The sequence below is a fragment of the Stutzerimonas chloritidismutans AW-1 genome (genome assembly GCF_000495915.1).
In the GTDB taxonomy this organism is placed as follows: Bacteria; Pseudomonadota; Gammaproteobacteria; order Pseudomonadales; family Pseudomonadaceae; genus Stutzerimonas; species Stutzerimonas chloritidismutans.
On the sequence record NZ_AOFQ01000039.1, the window covers coordinates 1 to 16,988 of the forward strand.

The 16,988-nt window shown below is 66.4% G+C and carries 14 protein-coding genes and 1 riboswitch; of the genes, 12 read left to right on the plus strand and 2 right to left on the minus strand.

Features of this window, described 5'->3' with window-relative positions; translation table 11 throughout:
• Window positions 1-23: 23 nt before the first annotated feature.
• A complete protein-coding gene (locus F753_RS37770) occupies window positions 24-3,644 on the plus strand; it encodes a 5-oxoprolinase/urea amidolyase family protein (RefSeq protein WP_245218658.1) in 3,621 nt (1,206 codons plus the stop codon).
• Between the two features lie 1,009 nt (window positions 3,645-4,653).
• On the plus strand, window positions 4,654-6,456 hold the full coding sequence (atzF, locus tag F753_RS37775; protein ID WP_023445590.1) for an allophanate hydrolase: 1,803 nt from the start codon (window positions 4,654-4,656) through the stop codon (window positions 6,454-6,456).
• A gap of 202 nt (window positions 6,457-6,658) precedes the next feature.
• On the opposite strand, the gene F753_RS37780 is transcribed toward atzF, so the two are convergent.
• Both F753_RS37780 and F753_RS50365 read right to left on the minus strand, forming a co-directional pair.
• Window positions 6,659-7,960 carry a mechanosensitive ion channel family protein gene (locus tag F753_RS37780; RefSeq protein ID WP_023445591.1) on the minus strand — a complete coding sequence of 434 codons (1,302 nt, stop codon included), beginning with the start codon at window positions 7,958-7,960 and terminating at the stop codon, window positions 6,659-6,661.
• 92 nt (window positions 7,961-8,052) lie between these two features.
• Entirely contained in the window at window positions 8,053-8,139 is an 87-nt protein-coding gene (locus tag F753_RS50365) for a small membrane protein YohP (protein ID WP_446677974.1), read from the minus strand.
• 330 nt (window positions 8,140-8,469) lie between these two features.
• Window positions 8,470-8,572, plus strand: a riboswitch (guanidine-I (ykkC/yxkD leader).
• Window positions 8,573-8,621: 49 nt separating this feature from the next.
• On the opposite strand from F753_RS50365, the gene F753_RS37785 reads away from it, so the two are divergent.
• From F753_RS37785 to F753_RS37830, 10 genes are read left to right on the plus strand one after another with little or no spacing between them, the layout of a single operon-like run.
• Window positions 8,622-9,623, plus strand: coding sequence for an ABC transporter substrate-binding protein (locus F753_RS37785; protein WP_023445592.1), 1,002 nt, complete (start codon window positions 8,622-8,624; stop codon window positions 9,621-9,623).
• Between the two features lie 44 nt (window positions 9,624-9,667).
• Window positions 9,668-10,690, plus strand: coding sequence for a fatty acid desaturase family protein (locus F753_RS37790; RefSeq protein WP_023445593.1), 1,023 nt, complete (start codon window positions 9,668-9,670; stop codon window positions 10,688-10,690).
• Window position 10,691: 1 nt separating this feature from the next.
• Window positions 10,692-11,480, plus strand: coding sequence for an SDR family NAD(P)-dependent oxidoreductase (locus F753_RS37795; RefSeq protein WP_023445594.1), 789 nt, complete (start codon window positions 10,692-10,694; stop codon window positions 11,478-11,480).
• Window positions 11,480-12,235 (plus strand): SDR family NAD(P)-dependent oxidoreductase, encoded by a 756-nt coding sequence (locus tag F753_RS37800; RefSeq protein ID WP_023445595.1) that lies wholly within the window; start codon window positions 11,480-11,482, stop codon window positions 12,233-12,235. Before F753_RS37795 ends, F753_RS37800 begins: the two co-directional genes overlap by 1 nt.
• Entirely contained in the window at window positions 12,232-13,116 is an 885-nt protein-coding gene (locus tag F753_RS37805; RefSeq protein WP_023445596.1) for a DMT family transporter, read from the plus strand. The genes F753_RS37800 and F753_RS37805 overlap by 4 nt, the downstream gene beginning before the upstream one ends.
• Window positions 13,113-13,874: a creatininase gene (locus F753_RS37810; protein ID WP_023445597.1), complete on the plus strand. Its 762-nt coding sequence runs from the start codon at window positions 13,113-13,115 to the stop codon at window positions 13,872-13,874. Before F753_RS37805 ends, F753_RS37810 begins: the two co-directional genes overlap by 4 nt.
• Window positions 13,871-14,527, plus strand: a complete 657-nt coding sequence (locus F753_RS37815; RefSeq protein ID WP_023445598.1) for a cysteine hydrolase family protein — start codon at window positions 13,871-13,873, stop codon at window positions 14,525-14,527. The genes F753_RS37810 and F753_RS37815 overlap by 4 nt, the downstream gene beginning before the upstream one ends.
• Window positions 14,524-15,306 (plus strand): N-acyl homoserine lactonase family protein, encoded by a 783-nt coding sequence (locus F753_RS37820; RefSeq protein WP_023445599.1) that lies wholly within the window; start codon window positions 14,524-14,526, stop codon window positions 15,304-15,306. Before F753_RS37815 ends, F753_RS37820 begins: the two co-directional genes overlap by 4 nt.
• Window positions 15,303-16,112 carry a hypothetical protein gene (locus F753_RS37825; protein ID WP_023445600.1) on the plus strand — a complete coding sequence of 270 codons (810 nt, stop codon included), beginning with the start codon at window positions 15,303-15,305 and terminating at the stop codon, window positions 16,110-16,112. The genes F753_RS37820 and F753_RS37825 overlap by 4 nt, the downstream gene beginning before the upstream one ends.
• Window positions 16,109-16,987 carry an ABC transporter permease gene (locus tag F753_RS37830; protein ID WP_023445601.1) on the plus strand — a complete coding sequence of 293 codons (879 nt, stop codon included), beginning with the start codon at window positions 16,109-16,111 and terminating at the stop codon, window positions 16,985-16,987. The genes F753_RS37825 and F753_RS37830 overlap by 4 nt, the downstream gene beginning before the upstream one ends.
• Window position 16,988 lies beyond the last annotated feature (1 nt).

The following is a 16,988-nucleotide window of genomic DNA, read 5'->3' on the forward strand; positions in this document are numbered from 1 at the left end:
CCCCCGAGCCCCCCCCCCCCAGCCTGCATCTGCAGCAGGCCGACGAGGCCCACAGCCTGGGCGAAGGCCCGGCCACACAGACCTATCTGGACGCGCAGAAGATTCTCCGCATCGCCCGTGAAACCGGCGCGAAAGCCATCCACCCCGGCTACGGGTTTCTTTCCGAGAACGCGGCGTTTGCCGAAGCCTGCGAGGCCGCCGGGATCGCCTTCGTCGGCCCGACGCCGGAACAGCTGCGGGTGTTTGGCCTCAAGCACACCGCCCGCGCCCTGGCCAAACAACGCGGCGTACCGATGCTGGAGGGCACCGAGCTGCTCGACAGCCTCGCCGATGCCCTCGGCGCAGCCGAGCAGGTCGGCTACCCGGTGATGCTGAAAAGCACCGCTGGCGGTGGCGGTATCGGCATGCGCGTGTGCCGCTCGGCGGCGGAGCTCACTGATGCCTTCGACGCGGTCAAGCGTCTGGGGCAGAACAACTTCAGCGATTCGGGCGTGTTCATCGAGAAATACATCGAGCGCGCCCGCCACCTGGAGGTGCAGGTGTTCGGCGACGGCGCCGGCGAAGTCATCGCCCTCGGCGTGCGCGACTGCTCGGTGCAGCGGCGCAACCAGAAGGTGCTGGAGGAAACCCCGGCGCCGAACCTGCCGGCCGGCATGGCCGAGGCGCTGTGCCAGGCGGCGATCACCCTGGCCAAGGCGGTCAGCTATCGCAGCGCCGGCACCGTCGAGTTCGTCTACGACGCCGAAGCCCAGCGTTTCTACTTCCTCGAGGTGAACACCCGCCTGCAGGTCGAGCACGGCGTCACCGAGCAGGTCTGGCGCGTGGATCTGGTGCGCTGGATGATCGAGCTGGCCGCCGGCGACCTGCCGCCGTTGGCCGAGCTGGTGAAGGATCTCAAGCCGAGCGGCCACGCGATCCAGGCGCGCGTCTACGCCGAGGACCCGGGCCGCGACTTCCAGCCAAGCCCGGGCCTGTTGACCGCCGTGGCCTTCCCAGCCGCCGACGGCAAGAGCCTGCGCATCGACACCTGGGTCGAAGCCGGCTGCGAGATCCCGCCGTATTTCGACCCGATGATCGCCAAGGTCATCAGCTGGGCGCCGAGCCGCGAAGCGGCCCGCGTCGCGCTGGACGCCGCCCTCGGCGACACCCTGCTCTACGGCGTGGAGACCAACCGCGAGTACCTGCGCCAGATCCTCGGCTTTGCCCCCTTCGCCCTCGGCACGCCCTGGACCCGCTGTCTGGAAGGTCTGCGCTATTCGGCCAACACCTTCGAGGTCATCAGCGCCGGCACCCAGACCACCGTGCAGGACTTCCCCGGTCGCCTCGGCTACTGGGCGGTGGGTGTGCCGCCGTCCGGCCCGATGGACAGCCGCGCGCTGCGCCTGGGCAACGCCCTGCTCGGCAACCCCGAGGACGCTGCCGGGCTGGAAATCACCATGAGCGGACCGATCCTGCGCTTCAACACCGACGCGGTGGTGGCGCTGACCGGCGCCGCGATCCCCGTGAAGCTCGATGACGTCACGCAGCCGATGTGCACCGCCATTTTCGTCCCGGCCGGCAGCACCCTGACCATCGGCACCATCGCCGGCGCCGGTGCCCGCTCCTACCTGGCCGTGCGCGGCGGCGTGCAGGTGCCGGAGTATCTGGGCAGCAAGAGCACCTTCACCCTCGGCCAGTTCGGCGGGCATGCCGGCCGCGCCCTGCGTGCCGGCGATGTGCTGCATCTGGCGCCGCTGAGCGACTCGTCTGCCGGCGCACGGCTCGCCGCCGAGCTGTGCAGCGCCCTGCCGGCGGTGCGCGAGCTGCGGGTGATCTACGGCCCGCACGGCGCGCCGGAATACTTCACCGAAGGCTATATCGCCAAATTCTTCGCCACCGACTGGGAAGTGCACTTCAACTCCAGCCGCACCGGCGTGCGCCTGATCGGCCCGAAACCCGAGTGGGTGCGCGAGAGCGGCGGCGAGGCCGGTCTGCACCCGTCGAACATCCACGACAACCCCTACGCCATCGGCGCGGTGGACTTCACCGGCGACATGCCGGTGATCCTCGGCCCGGACGGCCCGAGCCTGGGTGGCTTCGTCTGCCCGGTGACCATCATCGAGGCGGATCTGTGGCAGCTCGGCCAGCTCAAGGCCGGCGACAAGGTGCGCTTCGTCCCGGTGGACGTGCTGACCGCACGCCAGCTGGCCAAGGCCGCTGATGCCGAGTGCGCCAGCCTCGCGCCCGCGGCAGTGGTCGCCACGCCGGTGGCGCTGCAGTCGCCCATCATGCTCGATATCGGTGAAGCGGACAGCCGCCTGGTCGCCCGCCTCTCCGGCGACACCCACCTGCTGCTGGAAATCGGCCAGCCGGAACTGGACCTGGTGCTGCGCTTCCGCGGCCATGCGCTGATGCAGGCTATGGAAAGAGCGTTCGGACTGGGTCAGGGCGTAGCGAGCGCAGGCGAGGCAAGGAAAGACTCGGCGAGGAAGCGGAGTTTGCATGTGGCAAATGAGCATTCCGAGTCGAGTTTTGACGCAGCATCGGCAAGCGCAGTAGCCATGGCGCAGTTCGAGTCAGGTGTGATCGACCTGACCCCCGGTATCCGCTCCCTGCAGGTCCACTACCAGCCCGAGACCCTGGCGCTGGAGGATCTCTTGGAGATCGTCGCCGGCCTGTGGGACGCGGTGTGCGCCGCGCAGGATCTGAAGGTGCCCTCGCGCATCGTCCACCTGCCGCTGTCCTGGGACGACCCGGCTTGCCAGCTGGCGATCGAGAAGTACATGACCACGGTGCGCAAGGACGCGCCCTGGTGCCCGAGCAACCTGGAATTCATCCGCCGCATCAACGACCTGCCGAACCTCGACGAGGTGTACCGCACGGTGTTCGAGGCCAGCTATCTGGTGATGGGCCTGGGCGACGTCTACCTCGGCGCGCCGGTGGCCACCCCGCTGGACCCACGGCATCGGCTGGTCACCACCAAGTACAACCCGGCGCGCACCTGGACCGCCGAGAACTCGGTGGGCATTGGCGGCGCCTACATGTGCGTCTACGGCATGGAAGGCCCGGGCGGCTACCAGTTCGTCGGTCGCACCCTGCAGATGTGGAACCGCTACCGCGCCGTCGAGGCCTTCGGCGGCCAGCCCTGGCTGCTGCGCTTCTTCGACCAGATCCGTTTCTACCCGGTCTCGGCCGAGGAGCTGACGCAGATTCGCCGCGACTTCCCGCTGGGCCGCTACCCGCTGAAGATCGAGGAGACCGAGCTGTGCCTCTCCGACTACCAGGATTTCTTGGTCAAGGAAGCCGAAGGCATCGAGGCCTTCCGCAGCCAGCAGCGCACGGCCTTCGACGCCGAGCGCCAGCGCTGGATCGAATCGGGGCTGGCGCATTTCGAGAGCGAGGAAGTAGCGGCCGATCTCGGTGAAGACACCCCGCTTGGCGCCGGTGAGCACGGCATCGAAAGCCATATCGCCGGCAATCTCTGGCAGGTGTCGGTGGCCGAGGGCGCGCGCGTGGCTGCCGGCGACGTGCTGGTGATCCTTGAGAGCATGAAGATGGAAATTCCGCTCATCGCTCCGGTCGCCGGGGTAGTGAAGGACATCCGTGTGCAACCCGGCTCCCCGGTGCGCGCCGGCCAACGGGTGGTGGTGATCGAGGAGGTTTGAGAGCTGTGGTCTTTGCCGACCATTTCCCCCTCACCCTAGCCCTCTCCCTCAAGGAGAGGGGACCGGTTCGGCGCGGGCTCGCGGGTCTGGACATCGACGCAGCTCGCGCATTGCAATGAGCCGCGTAACGAACTCTCAGCGCCTGCGATACGAAAGCAACGCCGGACCAAAAGACCGCCAGCAACACCGAACCAACCCCCTCGCCCGTTGGGAAGAGGACTGGGGTGAGGGGAAAGAGGCCCAACCAAGTTCCTCCGCCACGACACACCACAGGCTCCGCACTGACAGCACTAAAGCAACGCCAGACACAAAGACCGCCAGCAACACCGGATCAACCCCCTCGCCCCTTGGGGGAGAGGGCCGGGGTAAGGGGAAGAGACCCAACCAGATGCCTCGCCACGACACACACCAAAGGCTCCGGACTAAAAGCACCAAAGCAACGCCAGACCACAAAGACCGCCAGCAACACCGGATCAACCCCCTCGCCCCTTTGGGGAGAGGACTGGGGTGAGGGGAAAGAGGCCCAACCAAGTTCCTCCGCCACGACACACCACAGGCTCCGCACTGACAGCACTAAAGCAACGCCAGACACAAAGACCGCCAGCAACACCGGATCAACCCCCTCGCCCCTTGGGGGAGAGGGCCGGGGTAAGGGGAAGAGACCCAACCAGATGCCTCGCCACGACACACACCAAAGGCTCCGGACTAAAAGCACCAAAGCAACGCCAGACCACAAAGACCGCCAGCAACACCGGATCAACCCCCTCGCCCCTTTGGGGAGAGGACTGGGGTGAGGGGAAAGAGGCCCAACCAAGTTCCTCCGCCACGACGTACCAAAGGCTCCGGACTAACAGCACTAAAGCAACGCCGGACCACCAGACCGCCAGCAACACCGGATTAACCCCCTCGCCCATTTGGGGAGAGGGCTGGGGTGAGGGGAAAGGGCCGCCAGCCTGACCTGAATCCCGACCGCCCGAACAGACCAGGCCTGCCACAGAGGAAGCCAACCATGACGACCCATTTCGATCTTCGCCTCGACACGCTGCGCAATGCCTATGAAGCCGGCACCACGACCCCGCGCCAGCTGATCCTCAAACTGCGCGCCAAGGCCGCTGAACTGAACGGCGAGTTCAACGCGTTTATCCACCTGCTGAACGCCGAAGAACTCGAGCCCTACCTGGCCGCACTGGAGAGCAAGACGCCCGCCGAGCTACCGCTCTACGGCATCCCCTTCGCCATCAAGGACAACATCGACCTGGCCGGCATCCCCACCACCGCTGCCTGCCCCGCCTTTGCCTATACACCGGAAACCAGCGCCACCATCGTCGAGCAGCTGATCGCCCTCGGTGCCGTGCCGCTAGGTAAGACCAACCTCGACCAATTCGCCACCGGCCTCAACGGCACCCGCTCACCCTATGGCGAGTGCCGCAACAGCGTGCGCCCCGACTACCCCTCCGGTGGCTCCAGCGCCGGCTCATCGCTGGCCGTGGCGCTGGGCCTGTGCACCTTTGCCCTGGGCACCGACACCGCCGGCTCCGGTCGCGTGCCGGCGGCGCTGAACAACCTGGTGGGGCTTAAAGCCAGCAAGGGCCTGATCTCCACCGCCGGCGTAGTCCCCGCCTGCCGCACGCTGGACTGCGTGACCTTCTTCACCGCCACCGCCGCCGAAGCCAGTCAGCTGCTCGCGTTGACCGCCAGGCTCGATCCGCGCGACGAGTACAGCCGCGCCAACCCGCTGTGGAACGACGGCTCGGCCTTCGGCCGGGTGAAAGCCTTCCGCTTCGGCGTGCCGATGAACCCGGAGTTTCTCGGCTGCCAGGAAAGCCCGGCGCTGTTCGCCGCCACCATCGAAAACCTGGAAGCCATTGGCGGCGAGCCGGTGGAAGTGGACTTCGCCCCCTTCCTCGAAGCTGCACGCCTGCTCTACGAAGGCCCCTGGGTCGCCGAACGCTACAGCGTGGCGGGCGAGCTGATCGAGCAGCAGCCCGACGCCGTCCTGCCGGTGATAACGGCGGTACTGGAAAAGGCACCGGGCACCACCGCCGTGCAACTGTTCGAAGCGCAATACCGCCTGCAGCAGCTGAAGGCCATCTGCGACCGGATCATGGCCGAGGTCGATTGCGTACTGACGCCCGCGTACCCGCGCCCGGTGACCCTCGTCGAGCTTCACGCCGAACCGGTCAAGCGCAACTCGGACCTGGGCTACTACACCAACTTCATGAACATGCTGGATTACGCCGCCGTGGCTGTACCTGCCGGCGTCATGGATAACGAGCTGCCCTGGGGCGTGACGCTGTTTGGCCGTGTGTTCACCGACCAGTACCTGCTGAGCCTGGCCGATGCACTGCAACGCCGGACCGGCCTGGCCCTGGTGGGCAGCAATGCGATCACAACACCTGCCCCGCAGAATCCGGCGCGCAACGACCGGACGAGAGTGGTGGTCTGCGGCGCGCACCTCGATGGCCTGCCGCTGAACTGGCAACTTCGCCAGCGCGGCGGTCGGCTGCTGGAGGCAACCACCAGCAGCGCGGCGTACAAGCTCTACGCCCTGGCCGGCGGCCCGCTGTTACGCCCGGGGATGGTGCGCGTCGCCGAGGGTGGCGCGGCGATTGCCGTGGAAGTCTGGGACATCCCCAGCAGCGAGCTGGGCTCTTTCCTGACCGGCATCCCCGCGCCGCTGGGCCTGGGCAAAGTGGAGCTAGAAGACGGGCGCTGGGAAACCGGGTTTATCTGCGATGCTTACGGCCTTGACGGCGCCGAGGACATCACCCACTTCGGCGGCTGGAAGGCTTGGCTGGCGCAGCGGGGTTGAGATAGCGAAGCCACTTATCTGGCTGTAAGCGGTAAGGAGCGAAACACAGCTAGTGAGAAACGAATGCGCGGGACTAACCGACAACTATGCATCTGGTACATCCCGCGCAGCGCTCGATAGCGATACAGCGCCTTAACGGCAGCTCCTATAACGCCGGTCAGATAGCCATCTCGGGCCAGGGTGTGCGCATCCAGTCCTCGCGTTAGTCTTCGTCGCTGCTGCTGCGCCTCGGCAAAGCCTCGTCCAGCGCTGACCCACCCTCTCGCAACACGACTTGATGAACCCCCGGACCAGGCAGCGCGATCCCCGAAGCGCGCAGTGCCTCAATCAGGTTTGCCCGCACACGCGAGGCGGTGAGCATGAAGTCCGACCGGCGCGAGTCGCACCAGAATTGCACCTGAAAGGCGAGCTCGCTCTGGCCCATCTCGCGTATGGCCACTGTGGGTGGTGGCTCGGCGATGACTCCTTCAGCACCCCGGGCTGCCTCCTTGAGCACGCTCATTACCTGTGGCAGATCGACTTCGTAGCCGAGGTAGCAGATCACCTGACCACGGCGCACCGGCGCAGCGGTGTTGTTGGTGACCCGCGAGGTAAAGGTTTCCGCATTCGGCACCAGGACCCGGCGTCCGTCGTAGGTGCGGATCTGCGTGGCACGCAGTTCGATGCGCTCCACGCTGCCCTCAGTGTCGCCGATGATGATTTGGTCGCCGAGCTGGAACGGCCGCAAGGTGAGGATCAGCAGGCCGCTGACAAAGTTGGAAAGGATGTCCTTGAGGGCGAATCCGAGCGCCAGGCTGGTCAGCCCGAGGCCTGTGGCGAGCGTCCCGGGTTCGAGACCAAAGGCGGTGGCAGCGACGATCAGGCCCAGCAGCCAGACGGTGTAGTAACTGACCTGCTTGATCAGGTTCTCCACCGTCCGATCGCGTATCAGCCGATGAGAGATCATCCGGACCCCTGCCCGCACACTCGCAGCCAATGCCCAGAACACGCCGATCACCAGAAGCGCCGCCAGTGCCCGGGGCACGATGCTGATGGCCGCTTCCAGCAGCCGGGCGAAGGCAGTATCGACGCTGGCGCGCACGTCGGTCACGAAGCGCGCTCGCTCCGACGTCCGCCGTGTGCTGGCCTGCGCCAGCGCAGTTTCGAGAACCGACGCCCACTCGCGCGCCTGCGCCTCGAGCGCCCGGCCGTTGGCTTGGGCATCCTCCTCCGTGACCTGCATCAGGATGCGCCCAGCCATGGTGATCTGGCGCGCCTCGGCGTTTTCCCCGGCCGGCGCGATGCGCGCCCTGCTTATGCCCTGCGGGGTTTCCAACACCGTCAGCAATTGCCGCTCTATCTGCCGAGCCCGCAGGCGCGCCTCCAGCTCCTCGGTTCCGCCAATACGAAACAGCGCGCGGCCGTCGAGCCGCACCGTCGCCAAACCATCATCCACCTGCGCGGTCGCGGGCAATGAGGCAAACACGGCGAGCAGCACCAGCAGCACGGCCATCGGCAGATGCATCAGTCGAGTCATGAAAAGAGATATTGCGGCAGGAGCGCTCCCCTGGGCCGACCGATGTGCCATCTGCGACCCAGGGTGCATACGCGTGCGTGTCAGAAGATCAGGGCAAAGAGGCCGATGACCACGATCAGGCCGATCAGAAAGATGATGCCAATGGTGCTACCTAGAAACTTCAGCATGTGATGGCTCCCGTTTTTCGTGAGTTCATCAGTTCCGACTGGCAGGCACCTCCATCGTTCAAGGTTTTCGCCGACCAGTACATCTCACGACTCTATCCCGATCGTCATTAAGACGCGCCGCAGCACCATTCGGGAGCGCCCTTTCAGAAATTGACCTGCATCCGAGCATGCCCGCCGCTCAACGAAGAGCCTCGTGCCGCAGCGGACGCGCCGTACCACGCGGGCTTGCCGAGCTTGTACGGCATCTGGCACGCAACCTGCTCTATCCCAAGTGAACGGGATGAGTCGCCACCGGCACTCATGACGCTTGGCACAAAACACAGGAGCAGCTTCAAGGAGAACTAGGGTTCCGGCTCACAGGGAGTGGGCGCTGGTCCGAGAGTTCTCCGGTCCCAGGGACGGGACTACACGGAGGGATAAAAGCCCGGGAGACGCGATGTCATCCCGTGCCTTGTCATTCCAATGTGTAGGGAAATCACGCCATGTCCACACTGCGCTCGCTGAACAAGACCCTCCTCGCCGCCGGCCTGGCCGTCGCGACATTGTTTTCACCGCTGGCCAGCCAGGCCGCCGAGAAGCTGAAGATCGGCACCGTGGTCTGGGCCGGCTACGGCCCCTTCTACGTCGCCGACAAGAAAGACCTGTTCAAGCCCCACGGCCTGGATGTAGACCTGCAGTTCTTCAACGACCCGGCGCTGATCCCCACCGCCATGCTCAGCCGCGCGCTGGACGGCGGCATGCTCACCTACGACCAGGTAGTGGCCTCGGTCGCCAAGGGCCTCAAGCATCGCGTGGTGATGCCCATCGACTTCTCCAACGGCGGTGACGCCATCGTCGCCGATGCTTCGATTCAGTCGGTCGCCGACTTCAAGGGCAAGAAGGTCGGCTTCAACCCGCTGTCTCCGTCGGACTTCCTGCTGGCTTATGCGCTGCAACAGAACGGCATGAGCGACAAGGACATCGACGCCGTCAACATGACTCCGGAAGGCATTCCCGGCGCCATGGCCTCGGGCAATCTGCCGGTCGGCGTGACCTACGAGCCCAACGTCTCGCAGATTCTCTCCATGGGCGGCGGCGACAAGTTCAAGGTGGTCTATTCGTCCAAGGACGCGCCAGGCCTGATCACCGATGTACTGGTCTTCGACGAAGCGGTGATCGCCAAGAAGCCCGCTGCCATCAAGTCAATGATCCAGGGCTATCTCGACGGCCTGGCCTACATGCAGGCGCACCCCGAGGAGTCGGCTGAGATCATCGGCGAGGTGCTCGGCGTCAGCGCCGAAGAAGCCGTCGAGCAGATGGCCGGCGCCTACAACATCCCACTCGACGAGATGGGCAAGAGCTTCACGCCAGGTGACGACACCCATTCCTTCCATGGCAGCGGCGCGATCATCGCCAAGTTGCTCAAGGACAACGGGCAGATTCCGACCATCCCGGACTTCAGCAAGACCTACGACGCCCAGTTCACCGAAGCGCTCGCCCAGTAAGCCGACGCCGGGCGGGCCGTAGCCCGCCTGTGCTGGAGAACACCATGACTGCCAAACCCCTGTACCGCTATGCCGATGGCCGCCTGCCCAACACGCTGGCCATTCTCTATACCGCGCTTGCCTACGGCGGCGGCCTGGCCCTGCTGTTCGCCGGCAACGGCTGGTTGAACGCGCTGGGCACGTTGCTGCTGGCCCACGGCATGATCATCGCCGCCTACCTGATCCACGAATTCGCCCATGGCGCCATCTTCAGCGTGCCCAAGCACAACGAATGGGCCGGCAACGTCTGCAGCTGGCTGTGCGGCAGTTGCTACGCCGAGTTTCAGGACCTGCGCAAGAAACACATGCGTCACCACGTCGACCGCGCCGACGTGATCACCTTCGACAGTAAGGCCTTCCTCAAGGCACGCCCGCTGTGGTTCCAGAAGCTGGTGCTGGCGCTGGAATGGGCCTATGTGCCGGCGGTGGAGCTGATCATGCATTTCTACGTGATCGCCCTGCCCTTCATCACCGACAACGACAAGCACCGCGCCCGGCGTGGCAAGGTCGCCGCTGTGCTGGCCGTTCGCACGCTGCTTTTTGCCGGGCTCGCGGCGCTGTCGCTGAAGGCCGTGCTGCTCTACGCAGTGGCCTGGATGATCATGCTCAGCGTGCTGCGTTTCGCCGATGCCTATCAGCACACCTACGAAGCCTTCGCCGTGCTGGAAGATGGCGGCAAGCTGCCGGAGGACAAGCGCCGCGACCGCAGCTACGAGCAGCAGAACACCTATAGCAACGTAGTCTCGGAACGCTGGCCGACGCTGAACCTGCTGCTGCTCAACTTTTCCTTCCACAACGCCCACCACGAAAAGCCGGTAGCGCCCTGGTATCGACTGCCCAAGCTGCACGCCGAGCTGTACGGCAGCACCTACAACCAGGTCATCCCGATGCGCAAGCTGCTCGGTAGCTTCCACCGCTACCGCGTGCGTCGCGTGCTGGACGATGACTACGGTGTGGTCAGCGAGGGGCCGCACAAGGCCGACAACTTCTACGGCGCCGTGGGCGTCTCCTTCCTGACGGCGGTGTGACATGCACAAGGCACTGGATTACCGCGGCCGCTGCGTGGTCATCACCGGCGCCGCCGGGGGCATCGGCCGGGGACTGGCGCAGAGCTTCGCCGCTGCCGGCGCCACCCTGGAACTGCTCGACCGTGACGCCGACGCCCTCGCCCGGCTCGCAGACGAACTCGCTGACGAGACGCCGCTGCACTGCACCGCGCTGGACCTCGGTGATCGCCAGGCGGTGCAGCAGTACGCCGATGACCTCGCCTGCCGCGGCCTCAATGCCGATGTGCTGGTCAACAACGCCGGCGTCGAATACGCCACGCCGCTGGATGAGTGCAGCTTCGAGGCCGATCAGCGCTGGTCGACCCTGCTGGAGAACAACGTCGGCTCCATGCAACGCCTGACCCGTGCGTTGCTGCCACGCCTGCGTGCCGGCGCCAGCGTGATCAACCAGGCCTCGATCTGGGGTCTGAAAGGCGTGCCGGGCTTTTCCGCCTATGTCGCCAGCAAGCACGCAGTGGTCGGCCTGACCCGCTCTCTGGCCTGGGAACTCGGGCCGCGGCGCATCCGGGTGAACGCGGTATGCCCCGGCTGGATCGCCACCGATGCGGCCATGCGCTCGCTGCAGGTGATGGCCGACGCCAACGGCCGCAGCGACAGCGCCGAACTGGCGACGATCCTCGCCAACCAGGCCATCCCGGAGCTGCTGACGCCTGCGGATCTGGGCGGCACCTTCCTGTTTCTCGGCTCGCCACTGGCTGCCGCCCTGACCGGCCAGGCGCTGTCGGTCAGCCACGGCGAGGTGATGCACTAATGGCTGCCATCTTTACTGGCCAGACCGCCCTGGTCACCGGCGCGGCGACCGGTATCGGCCGCGCCACCGCGCTTGCACTGACAGCCGAGGGTGCGCGGGTCTGGATCAACCATCGCGACCAGCATGATCTGGCGAACCAATTGGTCGAGCAGATCACCGCCAATGGCGGCGACGCCTGGGCCATCGAAGCGGATGTCAGCGACCCGGCCGCGGTCGCGGCGATGTTCGAGGCCATCGAGGCGCACGGGCCACTGGATCTGTTGGTGAACAACGCCGGGGTGATCCTGGAAAAGCCCTTTCTCGAGGCCAGCGAAGCAGACTGGGCCATGGTGCTGGGCGTCGACCTCGCCGGCGTCTATCGCTGCTGCCGTCATGCACTGGCGCGGATGCAGCCGCGGCGCAGCGGCGCCATCGTCAATGTCGCCTCGGACCTCGGCTTTCTCGGCCGCGAGCAGTACACCGCCTACTGCACGGCCAAGGCCGGGGTGATCGGCCTGACCCGCTCGTTGGCGCGCGAATTCGCCGCCGATGGCATTCGCGTCAATGGCGTCGCACCCGGCCCTATCGCCACGGCGATGGTCAGCCCGGAGCACATGAGCGACGAGTGGATGGCCAAGGAACTGGCGATCCCCATGGCGCGCCTGGGTACGCCGGAGGAAGTCGCGGCGGCCATCGTCTTTCTGCTTTCGCCGCAGTCGAGCTACTTCACCGGACAGCTGCTCGGGCCCAATGGCGGCTCCTGGATGGGCGCATGAACAGCCTTATGCCACAGGGCATGCTGATCGGCGGCGCCATCATGTGGGGCTTGGGTTGGCTACCGCTGCAGTTCTTCGCTGCCCGCGGCCTGGCCGGCATGCCGCTGGTGCTGCTGACCTATTCGCTACTCAGCCTTCTGGCTGTGCCGGTGCTCTGGCAGCAGCGCCGGCGGTGGGCCAGCCAGTATCGCCAAGTGCTCACCATGGGCCTGTGCGGCGGCTGGGCCACCGCGGCACTGGTCACCGCCCTGGCCGACGGAAACGTGGTGCGGGTGATGCTGCTGTTCTATCTGGCGCCGGTGTGGGCGATGGTCGGCGGCTGGCTGCTGCTGGGCGAACGCCTCAGCGGCACACGGCTTTTCGCTCTGGGGCTGGCAATGCTCGGCATCGGCCTGACCCTCGGCATCACTGGCGAAGCCCTGGACGCGCCGGGCGCGAATGACTGGCTGGCGCTTTCCGCCGGCCTTGCCTTCAGCCTCAACAACCTCGCCACCCGCGCCGCCGACCGGGTGCCGCTGGCGAGCAAGGCGCTGGTCAGTTTCATCGGCAGCGCGCTGCTCGGTGGGCTGTTCTGCCTGCTGTTTCGTCAGTCGATACCACCGCTGGATCTGACCCTGACCTGGCAGATCAGCCTGCTCGCCCTCGGCTGGCTGGTCAGCATGGCCGCCGTGCAGTACGGCCTCACTCATCTTGAAGCCGGCCGTGCCGCGGTGCTGGTGGTGTTCGAGCTGATCGCCGCGGTGCTGTCGTCCGCCTGGTTCGGCAACCACGCCATCGGCCCGAACGAATGGCTCGGCGCCGCCCTGATCACCACCGCCGCGCTGATCGCCGGCTGGCCGGAACGTCCCCTCCCCATCGCGACTAGGAGCACCTGCGCATGAGCGTGCACATGGATCAACTGAGCTGGGTCGACTATGAACGCCGCATCGGCGAAGGCGCCGTGGTCTTCCTGCCCTGCGGCGCCACCGAGCAGCATGGCCCTCACCTGCCGCTGGGCACCGACGCGCTGCTGGCCAGCGCCATCAGCGCCGAAGTGGCGATGAGGGTCGGCGGGCTGGTCGCGCCAGCGCTGTCCTACGGCTACAAGTCGCAACCCAAATGCGGCGGCGGCCAGCATTTCTGCGGTACCACCAGCCTGGATGGCGCGACCTTGAGCGCACTGGTGCGCGACGCCGTGCGGGAGTTCCACCGCCACGGCGTGCGCCGCCTGGTGCTGGTGCTCGGCCATTACGAGAACCAGTGGTTCGTCGCCGAAGGCATCCAGCTGGCGCTGCGCGACCTCGGACCGGACGCCGGCCTGGAGGTAATGCGCCTGGAACACTGGGACTTCTGTCGCGAGCAGACCCTGACCGATGTCTTCCCCAATGGATTCCCCGGCTTCGCCCTGGAGCACGCTGCGGTGATCGAGACCTCGCTGATGCTGCACTTCCATCCGCAGCTGGTGGCGCTGGAGAAGATTCCGGACGACGCCCCGGCGGACTTCCCGCCCTACGACATGTACCCCACCCGTACCGAATGGGTGCCGCCTTCCGGCGTGCTGTCCTCGGCCAAGGGCTCCAGCGCGGCGAAAGGCCAGCGGCTGGCCGACGACATCGTCGAAGGCATCGCCGCCGCGGTGTGCAAGGAGTTCGCCCTGTGACCCTGGCGACGAACCTGAACCCCGGGCGCACGGCGCTACTGGTGATCGACATGCAGCGTGATTTCTGCGCTCTGGGTGGCTACGCCGACCAGGCCGGCATGGACGTCAGCCGCCTGCGTGCACCGATCCCGGCGATCCAGGCGCTGCTGGATCGCGCTCGCGGGCTGGGCATGCTGGTCGTGCACACCCGTGAAGGTCATCGTCCGGATCTTTCCGATCTGCCCGACCCCAAACGCCGCCGTGCCGAAGCGACTGGCGCCCCCATCGGCAGTGCTGGCCCCCTCGGCCGCCTGCTGGTGCGCGGCGAATTCGGCCACGACCTGATCGACGAACTGCAGCCGCGCGCTGGCGAGCCGGTGATCGACAAACCCGGCTACAGCGCTTTCGCCCATACCGATCTCGAACTGATCCTGCGCCGCCGCGGCATCGAGCGGCTGATCCTGACCGGCGTGACTACCGAGGTCTGCGTGTCTTCGACGCTGCGCCAGGCCATCGACCTTGGCTTCGACTGCCTGACCGTCAGCGATGCCTGCGCCTCGTCCGACCCGCAACTGCATGCAGCTGCGCTGGCGATGATCGAGGTCGAAGGTGGGCTGTTCGGCAGCGTGACCGACAGCGCCAGCCTGCTCCGGCGTCTGGAGCGTGCCGCATGACCGATGTGCTGAAGCTCTGGCCACTGCTGACCGCCACGCATCGCTATGACAAGTCGATTTCCACCCGCAATCGCGGCCAGGGCACGCTGATCGACGCGCCGATCCTCGCCTTCCTTATCGAAACCCGACAGGGTCGCGTGCTGTTCGACGTCGGCTGCGACTACGCCAAGCTCAGCGATCCGCAGCTGCGTGCGCGCTGGTTCGATCCGGTGGAGTTTCCCATGGGGCCGCCCGAGATGACCGAGGAGCAGCGTCTGCCCGCCCATCTGGACCGACACGGGCTGTCCCCCGCCGATATTGATCTCGTGTTCCTCAGTCATCTGCATTTCGATCACGCCGGTGGCCTGTGCGAACTGTGCGGCTGCGATGTGCATGTGCATGAAGCGGAACTCGCCGCCGCCCGCGCCCAGGCGGACAATGCCTACTTCGCCGATGACTTTGCCGGCGAACATCGTTGGATGCTGCAGCGCGACGAATACGAGCTGCTGCCCGGACTGCGCGCGATCAATACCCCCGGGCACACCGCCGGCCACATGTCGCTGCTTATCGAACTGCCGCACGGCAAGCCGGTGATTCTCGCCGGGGACGCTGCGGACCTGAGCGAGAACCTGGTCGACGAAGTCGCGCCCGGCCTCTGCTGGCAGGACCGCGAAGACCTGGCGTTGGCCAGCATCCGCAAGCTCAAGGCCACCGCTGCCGAAACCGACGCCGCAATCTGGCCGAATCACGACATGGCCTTCTGGCGCACCCTCAAACGCTTTCCGGAGTACCACGCATGAAGAGCGTTCCCGATGCCTATCTTGGCGTGTGGCGCCGGCGCCTGCTGACCACCACGGCCGGCTTGCGTGACGAAACCAGCGAGGTGTACTGGCTGCAAACCGCCAGCCTGCACGCCGACCTGCGCCTGCCGCGGCCGCAAGCGCTGCCGCCAGCCGCCTCGCTGGAAACCTGCAGCCATGCCCAGCAGCTGGCCCTGAGCGAACAGGCTGGCTTCGCCGGCATCACCGAGGTCACCGGCGATATCTGCCAGTGGCATCGGCTGATCGACTTCCAGCCGCCGGGCGGACCTGCGGATATCGGCCTGATGCACTTCGAGACCCCGGAGCGGCTGCTGGAAGACGGGCTGGACGGCAGCTATCACGAAATCTGGCAGCGCCTGCCGGAGTCGCAAGGGCGCAACTGGGGCATCTGGCTGCGCGCGGCGGAGCAGCCAGCCCGGCAGGCCTGTCTGCTGGTAGCGGGCGACTACTTCCTGTTCGCTGCCGAGCGGCCGATTCTGCTGCCGGCCAGCACAGGATATCTGCGTGACCAACTGGCCGCCGTCAGCCCCGCCCTGCGGCCACAGTTGCTGGCCTGTGAGCTGTCGTTCGGTCGCCATCGCAACGGCGCAACACCCTGGCAGATCACCCATTCGACGCTGCCCGGCCGCGTCGGCGACGCCCTGTTGTCGAGCTACTGGAACTTCGCCGACCCCGCCAGCCTGCCCGCCGCGGACCTTGCCGCCCTCGGTCGCTATCCGGCGGCCGGCGGCTGGCAACGCGTCGAACTGGATGTGCCCACCGTTTCACAGGAGGTTCCCGCATGACAGCGCAGATCAGCATCCCCTCCGCTGCCACCGCCGCGCAGCAGCGACATACGGCAACACCGGCCGCACCGGCCGAACAGGTGGTGCGCAAGAGCAGTTTCTGGCGCATTCGCGGCGAGATATCCCGGCGCAGCGCCTGGCTGCTGACCGGCGCCGGGCTGAGCCTGCCCTTCATCATCTGGTGGCTGTGGACCGCGCTTGGCCTCGCCGACCCGATGTTCATGCCCAGCCCCGGCGCAGTGCTCGAACGCATCGGTCGCTGGTGGACCAGCGAGGGGCTGCTGGGGGACATCGGCATCAGCGTCTGGCGGGTCATGGCGGGCTTCGGCGCCTCGGCGCTGATCGCCCTGCCGCTGGGGCTGTACATCGGCACCTACCGGCCGGTGCAAGCCTTTCTCGAACCGCTCACCGATTTCATCCGCTATATGCCGGCCGTGGCCTTCATTCCGCTGGTGATGCTTTGGGTCGGCATCGACGAAGGCTCCAAGGTGCTGATCATCTTCATCGGCACCTTTTTCCAGATGGTGCTGATGGTCGCCGAGGATGTGCGCCGCGTGCCCATGGCGCAGATCGAGGCGGCACAGACCATGGGGGCCAACCGCAGCGAGATCGTCAAGCTGGTGATCCTGCCGTCGGCCAAACCGGCGCTGCTCGACACCCTGCGCATCACCTGCGGCTGGGCCTGGACCTACCTGGTGGTGGCCGAACTGGTCGCGGCCAACTCCGGCCTCGGCTACGCCATCCTCAAGGCGCAGCGCTACATGCACACCGACAAGATCTTCGCCGGCATCCTGCTGATCGGCCTGATCGGCCTGCTCACCGATCAAGCCTTCCGCTGGTTGCACCGCCGAGCCTTTCCCTGGATGAGGAAATGAC